Annotated in this window: 9 protein-coding genes; 7 read left to right on the top strand and 2 right to left on the bottom strand. The window is 73.2% G+C overall.

Features of this window, described 5'->3' with window-relative positions:
• Positions 1-4: 4 nt before the first annotated feature.
• Both ACH4RC_RS22000 and ACH4RC_RS21995 read left to right on the top strand, forming a co-directional pair.
• Positions 5-1,342: an ABC transporter substrate-binding protein gene (locus ACH4RC_RS22000; protein ID WP_398203412.1), complete on the top strand. Its 1,338-nt coding sequence runs from the start codon at positions 5-7 to the stop codon at positions 1,340-1,342.
• Between the two features lie 34 nt (positions 1,343-1,376).
• On the top strand, positions 1,377-3,425 hold the full coding sequence (locus ACH4RC_RS21995) for a beta-galactosidase (RefSeq protein WP_398203411.1): 2,049 nt from the start codon (positions 1,377-1,379) through the stop codon (positions 3,423-3,425).
• Between the two features lie 141 nt (positions 3,426-3,566).
• Here ACH4RC_RS21995 and ACH4RC_RS21990 read toward each other — a convergent pair whose 3' ends face one another.
• Positions 3,567-4,643: a FecCD family ABC transporter permease gene (locus ACH4RC_RS21990; protein ID WP_398203408.1), complete on the bottom strand. Its 1,077-nt coding sequence runs from the start codon at positions 4,641-4,643 to the stop codon at positions 3,567-3,569.
• Positions 4,640-5,689 carry a FecCD family ABC transporter permease gene (locus ACH4RC_RS21985; RefSeq protein ID WP_398203406.1) on the bottom strand — a complete coding sequence of 350 codons (1,050 nt, stop codon included), beginning with the start codon at positions 5,687-5,689 and terminating at the stop codon, positions 4,640-4,642. Before ACH4RC_RS21985 ends, ACH4RC_RS21990 begins: the two co-directional genes overlap by 4 nt.
• A 103-nt stretch (positions 5,690-5,792) precedes the next feature.
• Between ACH4RC_RS21985 and fes the strand changes: the two genes are divergently transcribed.
• The 5 genes from fes (at position 5,793) to ACH4RC_RS21960 (ending at position 12,396) form a co-directional block, all read left to right on the top strand.
• A complete protein-coding gene (gene fes / locus ACH4RC_RS21980) occupies positions 5,793-7,121 on the top strand; it encodes an enterochelin esterase (RefSeq protein WP_398203405.1) in 1,329 nt (442 codons plus the stop codon).
• Positions 7,122-7,179: 58 nt separating this feature from the next.
• Complete coding sequence (locus ACH4RC_RS21975) at positions 7,180-8,175, top strand: ABC transporter substrate-binding protein (RefSeq protein ID WP_398203403.1); 996 nt, start codon at positions 7,180-7,182, stop codon at positions 8,173-8,175.
• The gene (locus ACH4RC_RS21970) at positions 8,172-9,005 is read left to right on the top strand and encodes a 2,3-dihydro-2,3-dihydroxybenzoate dehydrogenase (protein WP_398203401.1); all 834 of its coding nucleotides are present in this window, start codon (positions 8,172-8,174) and stop codon (positions 9,003-9,005) included. Before ACH4RC_RS21975 ends, ACH4RC_RS21970 begins: the two co-directional genes overlap by 4 nt.
• A gap of 359 nt (positions 9,006-9,364) precedes the next feature.
• The gene (locus ACH4RC_RS21965; RefSeq protein WP_398203400.1) at positions 9,365-10,573 is read left to right on the top strand and encodes an isochorismate synthase; all 1,209 of its coding nucleotides are present in this window, start codon (positions 9,365-9,367) and stop codon (positions 10,571-10,573) included.
• A complete protein-coding gene (locus tag ACH4RC_RS21960) occupies positions 10,570-12,396 on the top strand; it encodes a (2,3-dihydroxybenzoyl)adenylate synthase (RefSeq protein WP_398203397.1) in 1,827 nt (608 codons plus the stop codon). The genes ACH4RC_RS21965 and ACH4RC_RS21960 overlap by 4 nt, the downstream gene beginning before the upstream one ends.
• The last annotated feature ends 3 nt before the right edge of the window (positions 12,397-12,399 follow it).

The following is a 12,399-nucleotide window of genomic DNA, read 5'->3' as shown; positions in this document are numbered from 1 at the left end:
CCGCATGCCCAAGCACCCCCGCCGCCTGCTGCGCGGCACAGGACTGCTCGCCGCCCTCGCCCTCGGCGCCACCGCCTGCGGCGGCTCCGACGACGACTCCTCGCAGAAGCCCGTCGGTTCGGACACCATCCAGGCCGCGCTGAAGAAGGGCGGCACCCTCACCGTGTGGGCGTGGGAGCCCACCCTGAAGCAGGTCGCCGCCGACTTCGAGAAGAAGTACCCGAAGGTCGACGTCAAGCTGGTCAACGCGGGCACCGGCAACGACCAGTACAAGGCGCTGCAGAACGCCATGTCGGCGAAGAAGGGCGTCCCGGACGTCGCGCAGATCGAGTACTACGCGCTCAGCCAGTACGCCCTGACCAAGTCGGTCACCGACCTCACGCCGTACGGCGCCGGCAAACTGGCCGACTCGTACTCGCCCGGCCCCTGGAACTCGGTCAAGGCGGGCGACGGCGTCTACGGCCTGCCGATGGACTCGGGCCCGATGGCGCTGTTCTACAACAAGAAGGTCTTCGACAAGTACCAGATCGCCACTCCGACGACCTGGGACGAGTACGTCGAGGCGGCCCGCAAGCTCCACAAGGCGGACCCGAAGGCGTACATCACGAACGACGTCGGCGACGCCGGGCTCACCACCAGTCTGCTGTGGCAGGCCGGTTCCCACCCGTACAAGGTCGACGGCACCGAGGTCGCCGTCGACTTCACCGACGCGGGAGCGAAGAAGTACACCGACACCTGGCAGAAGCTCGTCGACGAGAAGCTCGTCGCGCCCGTCACCGGCTGGACCGACGACTGGTACAAGGGCCTCGGCGACGGCACCATCGCCACGCTGCCCATCGGCGCGTGGATGCCAGCCAACTTCGTCTCGGGCGTGAAGAGCGGCGCCGGTGACTGGCGCGTGGCCCCGCTGCCGCAGTGGGAGAAGGGCGCGACCGCCTCCGCCGAGAACGGCGGCAGCTCCCTGACCCTGCCCGATCTTGGCGGGAACAAGGAACTCGCCTACGCCTTCGTCGAGTACGCGGGCGCCGGCGCGGGCGTGCAGACCCGCATCAGGAACGGGGCGTTCCCGGCGACGACGAAGGACCTGGACTCCTCGTCGTTCCAGGACACCGCGTTCCCGTACTTCGGCGGCCAGAAGGTCAACAAGATCTTCGCCGAGTCCGCGAAGAACGTCCCCACCGACTGGAAGTACCTCCCCTACCAGGTCTACGCCAACTCGGTCTTCAACGACACCGTCGGCAAGGCCTACATCTCCGGCACGAAGCTCACCGCGGGGCTGAAGTCGTGGCAGGACGCGTCCGTGAAGTACGGCAACGAGCAGGGCTTCACCGTCGGGAAATGACCCCGCGCACCCCCGTCACCGCGAAAGGACCTTGATGACCGCCCCTCACACCTCCCGTTTCCCGTACGCGAAGGGGCCCGACGGCGCCCGCCGGATCGGCTACGGCGCCGACTACAACCCCGAGCAGTGGCCGCGGGAGGTGTGGGCGGACGACATCCGGCTGATGCGCGAGGCCGGGGTCAACATCGTCTCCCTGGCGATCTTCTCCTGGGCGCGGCTCCAGCCCACCGCCGACACCTGGGACTTCGCCTGGCTCGACGAGGTGATGGACCTGCTGCACGCGGGCGGCATCGGCGTCGACCTGGCCACCGCGACCGCGTCGCCGCCGCCCTGGCTCACCACCGCCCACCCCGAGATCCTGCCGGTGACCGCGACCGGCGAGACGCTCTGGCCCGGCGCGCGCCAGCACTGGCGGCCCACCTCGCCCGTCTTCCGCGAGCACGCCCTGCGTCTGGTCCGCGAGATCGCGACCCGGTACGCGGGCCATCCCGCCCTGGTCGCCTGGCACGTCAACAACGAACTGGGCTGCCACAACGTCTACGACTACAGCGACGACGCCGCCCACGCCTTCCGCGCCTGGCTGCGGCGCCGCTACACCACCCTCGACGCCCTCAACCACGCCTGGGGAACGGCCTTCTGGTCGCAGCGCTACAGCGACTGGGACCAGCTCCTGCCGCCCCGGCTCGCCGCCTCGCACCCCAATCCGACGCAGCAGCTCGACTTCAAGCGGTTCTCCTCCGACGCGCTGAAGGAGCATCTGCTCGCGGAGCGCGCGGTGCTGCGCGAGCTGACCCCCGAGGCGCCCGTCACCACCAACTTCATGGTCATGGGCGGCACCAAGGGCATGGACTACGCCGACTGGGCCGCCGAGGTCGACTTCGTCGCCAACGACCACTACGTCGTGCCAGGACCGCAGGACCGCGACGAGCTGTCCTTCGCCGCCAACCTCACCAGCGGCATCGCGGGCCACCGCCCGTGGTTCCTCATGGAGCACTCCACCAGCGCCGTCAACTGGCAGCCGGTCAACCTCGCCAAGCGGCCGGGCGAGCTGGCCCGCGACTCACTGCTGCACGTCGCGCACGGCGCCGACGCCGTCTGCTTCTTCCAGTGGCGGCAGTCGGCGGCGGGCGCGGAGAAGTACCACTCGGCGATGGTCCCGCACGCCGGTGAGGACAGCGAGGTCTTCCGTACGGTCGTGGGGCTGGGCCGCACCCTGGAGGCGCTCGCGCCGCTCGCCGGGTCCGTGCGCGAACCCGCCCGGGTCGCCCTCCTCTTCGACTGGGACTCCTGGTGGGCCGCCGAACACGACTCCCACCCCACCTCACGCCTCGACTACCACGGCGAGGCCCTCGACTGGTACTCCGCGCTCCTGCGCCTCGGCGTCCGCGCCGACATCGTGCCCGCCCACGGCACCGGCCTCTCCTCGTACGACGTCGTGATCGCGCCCGTCCTGCACGTGGTGCCGCAGCCGCTCGGCAAGGAGCTGACCCGGTACGTCGAGACCGGCGGCCACCTCGTGACCACGTACTTCTCCGGGATCGTCGACGAGAACGACCACATCTGGCTCGGCGGCCACCCGGGCGCGCTGCGGGAGCTGCTCGGCATCCGCGTCGAGGAGTTCGGGCCGCTGCTCGACGGCGACACGGTCGGCCTCGACAACGGGACGGCGGGGTCCGTGTGGAGCGACCGCGTCGACGTGACGGGGCCGGACGTCGAGGTCCTGGCCCGCTACAGCACGGGGCCCTACGCGACGCGCCCCGCGGTCACCCGCCGCGGCACGGGCCGGGGATCGGCCGCGTACGTCTCGACGCGCCTCGGCGTGGCGGGCCTGACGGCGCTGCTGCCCGGCCTGCTCGCTCCGGCGGGCGTGGAGGCGGAGCTCCCGGAGGGGGTGCGGGGCGTGGTGGAGACGGCGGTGCGCCGGGACGAGCGGTACCGGTACGTGTTCCTGGTCAACCGGGGAGAGGAGCGGGTGTCGCTGCCCGGCCGGACCGGTGAGGTGCTCATGGGTGCGGCCCTGGCGGACGGGGTTCTCGTCCTGCCTCCGCGCGGGGTGGCCGTCCTGCGGCAGCCCGTCGGGTGAGGGGCTGAGGGGCCTGAGAGCCTGAGGGACAGAGAGGCAGAGCGGGCATGCGGGGTGACGCGGGGCGCGAACCGGCTGATCACCGCCGCCCGCCCGCGCCCGCCGCGACCAGTTCCTGTGCGGCTCGTGGCCGACGGTGTGTCACAGATGGTGAGCACGGCGTTCGCGCAGTAGCAGCCAGGCCAGGAACAGGCCGCCGGCCACTCCCGTCACCACGCCCACCGGCATCAGCGCCGAACCGGTCACGCGCTGCGTCAGCAGGTCCGCCGCCGGGACCAGGAGGGCGCCCATGCAAGCGGCGGGCAGGACGTTGGGGCCGGCCGCGCGGGTGACCCGGCGGGCCAGCTGGGGCGCCGCCATGGCGAGGAACGGGATCGGGCCGGCCGCCGCCACCGCCATCGCGGTCAGGCCCGTGCCCGCGCACAGCAGGATCAGGCGGCTGCGTTCGGGCGGCACGCCGAGCGCCCCCGCCGTGTCGTCGCCCATTTCGAGCAGGGTGAGGCGGCGCGCGTACACCAGGACGACGGGGACGCAGACGAGCAGGCCGAGCCCTGCCGTGCGGACCTCGCTCCAGCCGCGGTCGTTGAGGGAGCCGATCATCCAGCTCGCCGCCTGGGCCGCCTTGCCGATGTCGGCGCGGACGTAGAGGAAGCTGGTCGCCGCGCCGAGCACCGCGGACATGCCGATGCCGACGAGGACGAGCCGGTAACCGTGCACGCCCCTGCGCCAGGCGAGCAGGTAGACCGCCGCCGCTGTCGCGAAGCCGCCGAGCACCGCGCCGAACGCGGTCTGCGGCGCGCCCGCGTTCAGGAAGATGATCGCGACGAGTGCGCCCGCCGACGCACCGTTGCCGAACCCGATGATGTCCGGGCTGCCCAGCGGGTTGCGGGTCAGCGACTGGAAGACGGCGCCCGCCATGCCCGTACCGAAGCCGACGAGGACAGCGGTGAGGGCGCGCGGGAGGCGGAGGTCGAGCACGATGAACTCGGCGCCGGGCGGCCCGTTCCCGGCGAAGGTCCGCAGCACCTCGGCGGGCGACAGCTCGTAGGTCCCGGTGCCGACGGAGAGCACCACCAGGCACGCCGTGACCAGGATCAGCGCCAGGCAGACCAGGACCGTACGGGGGTCGAACCGGACGGACCAGCGGCCCGCGCGCAGCCGCCCGGCACGCACTTCGGCCCGGTACGGCAGCCGCTCGTTCTTCACCGGCGTCGTCACAGCTGGGCCACCTTCCGCCGGCGTACGAGATGGATGAAGAGCAGGCCGCCGAGGAACGAGGTGACGATGTCCGCCTGGATCTCGGAAGGAGCCACCACGACCCGGCCGATCACGTCGGCGGCGAGCAGCAGGGCCGGGGCGAACAGGGCGCAATAGGGGAGCAGCCACCGCGGATCGGGGCCGGTGAACGCGCGGACCGCGTGCGGGATCATCAGGCCGATGAAGCCGATCGGCCCGCAGACGGCGGTGGCGCTGCCGCACAGCAGCGTGACGGCGACGACGGAGAGGGTGCGGGTGCGCCGCACCGAGGTGCCGAGCGCGCGGGCGTGGTCCTCGCCGAGCGAGAGGGCGCCGAGCGGCCGGGCCAGGGCGAAGGCCAGGAGCGCGCCCGCGACCAGCAGCGGCAGCGCCTTGAGGAGCAGGTCGGGGTCGCGCTTCTCCAGCGTGCCGACCGACCAGTGGCGCATCGAGTCCAGGGTGTTCAGGTCCCACAGCTGGAGCCCGTTGACGTAGCCGAAGAGGGCGGCGTTGACGGCGGTCCCGGCGAGGGCGAGCCGGACGGGGGTGGCGGCCCGGGTGCCGCCGAGCGCGTTCACGGCCACGGCGGCGACGGCGGCACCGAGCAGCGCGAACCAGAGGTACCCGGTGAACGACGTGATCCCGAGCACGCTGATCGCGGTGACGACGGCGGCCGACGCCCCCGCGTTCACGCCGAGCAGCCCCGGATCGGCCAGCGGGTTGCGGGTCAGGACCTGCATCACGCCGCCCGCGAGGCCGAGCGCCGCGCCGACGGCGATCCCGATGAGCGTCCGCGGCAGCCGCAGCTCGCGCACGATGCCGTCGTACGCGGAGCCCGAGGGCGAGAACAGGCCGGACCACACGTCGCCGAGCGGGATGTGCTCCGTACCCACCGCCAGCGACGTCACCGAGGCCACGCAGAGCAGGAGCACGCCGAGGACCAGGCCCGCGGCGCGCGGTGGGCGGCCGCGGCGGGTGGCCGACAGTCGCGGTGCTTCTCCCCGGCGGGGGCGGGTTCCAGTGAGCATGTGATTAGCTTAGGCTAACCTAACCCCACCTGCTGACAATTACGTTGACGAAAACGCTGTCCGGGCTGCCCGCTGCCCGGATCCGCCCGGAGGAAGAGGAGATATGCGCGTCCAGACCGCGGCCCCCGCCAGCCGGCCCGCCGCCTTGCCGGACCACCGGCCGGAGCGCGTCACCGGCCCGCGCGTCGCGCACCTCCTGAAGCACCTGGCCACGGCCGCCGACGACACCCGACGGCTGCGCCTCGCCGAGGAGTTCTGGCGCGACGCGACGGACCTCGGCACCCCGCTCGTCGAGGAGATCGACGGCGCACCCGACCACCGGGCCGTCACCTTCCTGTGGCGCGGCCACCGGACCACCCGGCAGGTGCTGCTCATGGCCAACCGGCTCGTCGACCGCGAGCACCTGGCGGGCTCCCTCATGGAGCGCGCCCCGGGCACCGACATCTGGCACCTCGGGCTGCGGCTGCGCGCCGACCACCGCGGCTCCTACCGGATCGCCGCCGACATCTCCGCCTCCGAGCCGCCCACCGATCCGGACATCCTCCAGGCACGCCTGCGCTCACTCGCCGTGCACGCGTCGCGCGATCCGCTCAACCCCTCCGCGCAGGCCACCCGTTGGTCGGCGGCCGAGTCGTCGGTCTTCGCCCTGCCGGACGCTCCGGCCGAGCCGTGGGCAAGGACGCCCGGGAAGGGACCGGCCGGGCGCGTGGAACGGCACCGTACGGCGGCCGCCGCGCTGGGCGGCTCGCGCGACGTCTGGACCTACCTGCCGCCCGGCCACCGCACGGACGACGACCCGCTGCCCGTACTCGTGCTCTGCGACGGCGACATGTGGTTCGGCCGCGTCCAGTTGCAGCACACGCTCGACGCGCTGATCGCGGAGGGGAAGCTGGCACCGCTGGCCGTGCTCGCGCCCGACGCCGTCGACCGCGCCACCCGGGCCCGCGAACTCGGCGCCCGCGACCCCTTCGTGGAGTTCCTCGCCGACGAACTGCTGCCCTGGGCGGCCGGCCGCTGGCCCGTCACCGACGACCCGGCGCGCACGATCGTCGCCGGACAGAGCCTCGGCGGCATGGCCGCACTGCACGCGGGCCACCAGCGGCCCGACCGGTTCGGCCACGTCATCGCCCAGTCCCCGTCCCTGTGGTGGCGGCCCGGCCCGCCCTCGGACCGGCCGCGGAAACACGTCTTCGGAACGCCCTGGCTCGTCGCCCGGTACGCGGACGCCGAGCCGCGCCCCATCACCGTGCACCTCGACGTCGGCCTGCACGAGGGCGCCATGGTCGACCACTGCCGGGCGCTCTACGACACCTTGCACTCGGCCCGCTACCAGGTCACCCGGCGCGAGTTCAACGGCGGCCACGACTTCGCCTGCTGGCACGTCGCCCTCGCGGACACGCTGATCCGGCTGCTGGGTCCGCAGGCCGCCTGACTTTCCAAGAAACCAGAGTTCCACCACCCCCCGTCTCACCCTGAGGAGCATCACGCACATGTCCGCCAACCGAACCTTCCGCCGCACGGTCCTGGTGTCCTGCGCCGCCGTCACGGGAGCCCTGCTCCTCAGCGCCTGCGGCAGCAGTGACGACAGCGACGACAGCGCCGGCGGCAGCGGCGAGGGGAAGCCCGCGGCGTCCACCACGCGCCAGATCACCGACGCCCAGGGCCGCAAGGTGAAGGTGCCCGGCTCCCCGAAGAAGGTCGTCACGCTCAGCGAGCCGACCACCGACGCGGCGCTCGCCCTCGGCGTGGAGCCGGTCGGCGTGACGGCGGGCCGCGGGCAGAAGGGCGTCTCCACCTACCTCGCCGACAAGGCGTCCGGGGCGCAGGTCGTCGCCACCGTCGCCGAGGCCGACATGGAGAAGCTCGCCGCGCTCCAGCCCGACCTCATCCTCCTCGACGAGACGACCGGCGCGAAGAAGACCGTCGACAAGCTCCAGGAGATAGCGCCGACCGTCGTCACCGCCAAGCTCAACGAGGACTGGAAGAAGTCCTTCACCGACACCGCCGACGCCCTCAACAAGAAGGCCGACGCCGAGAAGTGGCTGACGGACTTCGACACCCAGGTCGCCGACGTCAAGAAGCAGCTCGGCGACAACGCGGGCAGATCCGTCTCCGTCATCCGCTGGCAGGACGGCGCCCCCTCGGTCGTCGGCAAGGGCGACGGCGTCGTCGCCTCCACCCTCCAGGCGCTCGGCACCACCCGGCCCAAGGACCAGCAGGGCGCGAGCACCGGCCACAGCGAGCCGGTCTCCCTGGAGAAGCTCTCCACCATCGACGGCGACTGGCTGTTCTTCGGCACGCTCGGCGACAAGGCCGATGGCGAGAAGGCGTACGGCGAGGCGCGGAAGGTCACCAACTTCGGCAAGCTGAACGCCGAGAAGGACAAGCACGTCGTGGTCGTCGAGGGCTCGGCGTGGAACAGCGCGGGCGGCCCGCTCTCCGCGCAGGTCGTGCTCGACGACCTCAAGGGGGCGCTGGCCAAGTGATCACCGGTCAGGAACGCGCACGGCAGGCCGACGACACGGCCGCCGGGGAACTGTCCGGCCGGCTCGCCCTCGTCACGGGGGCGGGCCGGGGGATCGGCGAGGCGGTGGTCGCCGCGCTCGCCGGGCGCGGCGCCCGCGTCCTCGCCACCGACCTCGACGCGGACACCGTGGAGAAGGTCGCGGCACAGTACGCGGGCGCCGAGGTCACCGCACGCCCCCTAGACGTCACCGACGCGGCCGCCGTCGAGGCGCTCGTGGCCGATGCCGAGGCGACCCTCGGCCCCCTCGACATCGCCGTCAACGTCGCCGGGATCCTGCGCGGCGCCCCCGCGATCGACCTCACCGACGAGGACTGGGCCGCCACCTTCGCCGTCAACACCGACGGCGTCTTCCACGTCAGCCGCTCCGTCGCCCGGCGGATGACGGCGCGGGGCGCGGGCTCCCTCGTCACCGTCGCCTCCAACGCGGCCGGGATACCCCGCGCGGGCATGTCCGCGTACGCCGCGTCGAAGGCGGCCACCGCGATGTTCGTCAAATGCCTCGGCCTGGAGGTCGCCGCGCACGGCGTGCGCTGCAACACCGTCTGCCCCGGCTCGACCCTCACCGACATGCAGCGCGGCATGTGGGAGGCGGCGGGCGCCGACATCGAAGCGGCCCGCAGCTCCGTCATCGCCGGCGACCTCGCCGCCCACCGCACCGGCATCCCCCTCGGCCGCATCGCGGACCCGTCCGACATCGCGGAGGCGGTCGCGTTCCTCGCGTCGGACCGGGCGCGGCACATCACGATGCACGACCTGTACGTCGACGGCGGCGCGACGCTCCGCGGGTAGCGGGGTGCGCCTTCTCGCCGTGCGGGTGCGGTCCGTTCGGCGACTGCGGGTGCGTCGTGGCTGGTCGCGCGGTTCCCCGCACCCCTGAGGCATGCGGCTTCGCCGCAGCCCCATAGAGGCGTGCGTCCCGCGGGTCCCTCCGAGGCGCGTCCCGCGGGCCCCTCCGAGGCGCGTGACGCGCGTCCCTCCGAGGCGCGTGACGCGCCTCCCTCTGAGATGGCGCACGCAGTGCGCATCTCAGGGGCGCGGGGAACTGCGCGACCAGCCACGACGCACCGGAGGCCGCCGAACGGACCGCACCCGCACGGCGAGCTCGCGCCCGCCCGCCCCACAACCCCCACCCCCCCCAGGAGGCCACGATGACCACGTCCGTCCGTGAACCCGTCACCACCCCACCGGAGGTGACCGGCGCGGCGACCGGGCTCCTCGACGACTACCGCCCCGGCTCCGACCGTTTCCTGGCCACCCCGCACCGCACGCTCCTGGGGCACGGAACAGCCGCCGAACTGCCGTCGGGAGACGGCCCGTTGAGCCGCCGCGTGCAGGAGCTGCTCGACACGCGTCGCCGCGCCGGCCAGACCGCCGTCGTCCTGGGCGCCCTGCCTTTCGACCCGGCGGCCGCGCCCTCGCTCGCCGTCCCGGACAGGGTGCGATGGGCGCCCCCGCTGCGCGAGGACCCCCTGATCGCGCTGCCCGTACCGGACGGCGAGGACGCCTCCGCGTGGCAGGTGCGCGAGGTGCCCGCCGCCGCCGAGTACGGGGCCGCGGTCGCCGCCGCCGTCGCCCGGATGCGGGCCGGGGAGTTCGACAAGGTCGTGCTCGCCCGCACCCTGGAACTGACCGGGCCGCACACCCCCGACCTGCCCACGATGCTGCGCCGCCTGGCCCGCCGCGACCCGGCCGGATACACGTTCGCCGTACCGAGCGGGCCCGGCCGCACTCTGATCGGCGCCAGCCCGGAGCTGCTCGTCGCCCGCGACGGAGCACGGCTCACCGCCAACCCCCTGGCCGGGTCGGCACCTCGCAGCGCCGACCTCGCCGAGGACGTCCGCCGCGCCGCCGCCCTCCTCGAATCCCCGAAGGACCTGCACGAGCACGCCGTCGTCGTGGCCGCCGTCCGCGACGCCCTCGCCCCGTTCTGCACCCGCCTCGACGTCCCCGACCGCCCCACCCTCGTACGCACGGCCGCGATGTGGCACCTGTCGACGACCGTCACCGGCGAGACAGCGGACCCGGACCGCACCACCGCCCTCGACCTCGCCTCCGCGCTCCACCCGACCCCCGCCGTCTGCGGCACCCCGACCGAGCTGGCCCGCCGGGTCATCGCCGAGTCCGAACCGTTCGACCGGGGCGCCTACACCGGCATGGTCGGCTGGCAGAACGCGGACGGCGACGGCGAGTGGGTCGTCACCATCCGCTGCGCCGAGGCCGAGACCCGGGCCGAGGGCGGGCTGCTCCGCCTGTTCGCCGGGGCCGGTGTCGTGGCCGCCTCGTCGCCGGAGGCGGAGACCGCCGAGACCGGCGCCAAGTTCCGTACGTTCCTGAACGCCGTGGGAGCCGCCCTGTGACCGCCGACGCCCTCCAGCCCGGCGTGGACGCGCCCACCTGGCCCGCCGAGTTCGCGGAGCGCTACCGCGCCGCCGGGTACTGGCGCGGCGAGACCTTCGGCGGCGTCCTGCGCGAACGCGCCGAGGCCCACCCCGACCGCGTCGCCCTCGTCGACCCGGCGCCGACCCGCCGCACCTGGACCTACCGGCAGCTCGACGAGCGCGCCGACCGGCTGGCCGCCGGGTTCGCCGAACGCGGCATAAGCAAGGGAGACCGCGTCGTCGTCCAACTCCCGAACATCGGCGAGTTCATCGAGGTCGTCTTCGCGCTCTTCCGGATCGGCGCGCTGCCGGTGTACGCGCTGCCCGCGCACCGCGACACGGAGATCGCGTACTTCTGCTCCTTCGCGGAGGCCGTCGCCTACGTCGTCCCCGACCGGCACGCGGGCTTCGACCACCGCGACCTCGCCACCCGGGTCAAGAAGGAGACCCCGAGCCTGCGCCACGTCTTCGTGGTCGGCGACCCGGGCGAGCACACGGCGCTGGCGGACGTCGACGCGGACCCGGTGGAGCTCCCCGGGCCCGAGCCGCACGAGCTCGCCTTTCTCCAGCTCTCCGGCGGCACCACAGGCCGCCCCAAACTGATCCCGCGCACCCACGACGACTACCTCTACTCCCTCTGGGGCTCGAACGAGATCTGCGGCGTCGACGCCGGCACCCGCTTCCTCGTCGTCCTGCCCGCCGCCCACAACTTCCCGATGAGCAGCCCGGGCTGGCTCGGGGTGCTGTACGCGGGCGGCACGGTCGTCATGTCCCCGGGCACCGACCCGGAGACGGCGTTCCCGGTCGTCGCGGCGGAGCGCATCACGATGACGGGCCTCGTCCCGCCGCTCGCCCTGGTCTGGACGCGGTCGGGGCCGGAAACCCGCTACGACCTCTCCTCCCTCCGACTCGTCCTGGTCGGCGGCGCCAAGTACAGCGAGGCCGCCGCGCGCCGCCTCCAGCCCGCGCTCGGCTGCAAGCTCATGCAGGTCTTCGGCATGGCGGAGGGCCTGGTCAACTACACGCGCCTGGACGACGACACCGAGACGGTCGTCACCACGCAGGGCCGGCCGATCTCCCCGCACGACGAGATCCGGGTGGTCGACGACGCCGACGAGGACGTCCCTGAGGGCTCGTTCGGGCACCTGCTGACCCGGGGCCCTTACACCATCCGCGGCTACTGGAAGGCGCCCGAGCACAACGCGCGCTCCTTCACCGCCGACGGCTTCTACCGCACCGGCGACATCGTGCGCCGCACCCCGAGCGGCCACCTCGTCGTCGAGGGCCGGGCCAAGGACCAGATCAACCGGGGCGGCGAGAAGATCGCCCCCGAGGAGATCGAGAACATCATCCTCGCCCACCCCGCCGTCCACGACGTCTCCCTCGTCGCCGTCCCCGACGAGTACCTCGGCGAACGTTCCCTCGCCTACGTCATCCTGCGCGCCGACGCCGAACCGCTGAAGCCGGTCGCCGTGAAGCGGTTCGTCCGGGAGCGGGGCGTGGCCGCGTACAAGGTGCCCGACCTCGTCGAGTTCGTGGACACCTTCCCGCAGACCGGCATCGGCAAGATCAGCAAAAAGCAACAACGCGCGGCCGCGGAGCCGCCCGCTGTGCAGCCGCCCGGGCCGCCCGCTGGACAACTGGGCGAGTCGTCCGCTGGTCAGCCGGTCGAGCCGTCCGCTGGAGACCTGGTCGAGCCGTCCGCTGTGCAGCCGCCCGAGCCGCCCGCTGGACAACTGGTCGAGCCGTCCGCCGAGCCGCCGGCCGGGCAGCGCGTCGAGTCGCCTGTCCCGCACCCCTGAAAG

Source organism: Streptomyces sp. NPDC016845 (assembly GCF_044332585.1).
Taxonomy (GTDB): Bacteria; Actinomycetota; Actinomycetes; order Streptomycetales; family Streptomycetaceae; genus Streptomyces.
The sequence above is the reverse complement of the archived record's forward strand: the minus strand, read 5'-3'. Positions and strand labels throughout refer to the sequence as shown.

Bases quoted from the DNA above. Each gene is read 5' to 3' on its own strand.
- fes (WP_398203405.1), top strand. From the start codon at position 5,793: ATGCGCGTCCAGACCGCGGCCCCCGCCAGCCGGCCCGCCGCCTTGCCG.
- ACH4RC_RS21995 (WP_398203411.1), top strand. From the start codon at position 1,377: ATGACCGCCCCTCACACCTCCCGTTTCCCGTACGCGAAGGGGCCCGAC.
- ACH4RC_RS22000 (WP_398203412.1), top strand. From the start codon at position 5: ATGCCCAAGCACCCCCGCCGCCTGCTGCGCGGCACAGGACTGCTCGCC.
- ACH4RC_RS21985 (WP_398203406.1), bottom strand. From the start codon at position 5,689: ATGCTCACTGGAACCCGCCCCCGCCGGGGAGAAGCACCGCGACTGTCG.
- ACH4RC_RS21975 (WP_398203403.1), top strand. From the start codon at position 7,180: ATGTCCGCCAACCGAACCTTCCGCCGCACGGTCCTGGTGTCCTGCGCC.
- ACH4RC_RS21965 (WP_398203400.1), top strand. From the start codon at position 9,365: ATGACCACGTCCGTCCGTGAACCCGTCACCACCCCACCGGAGGTGACC.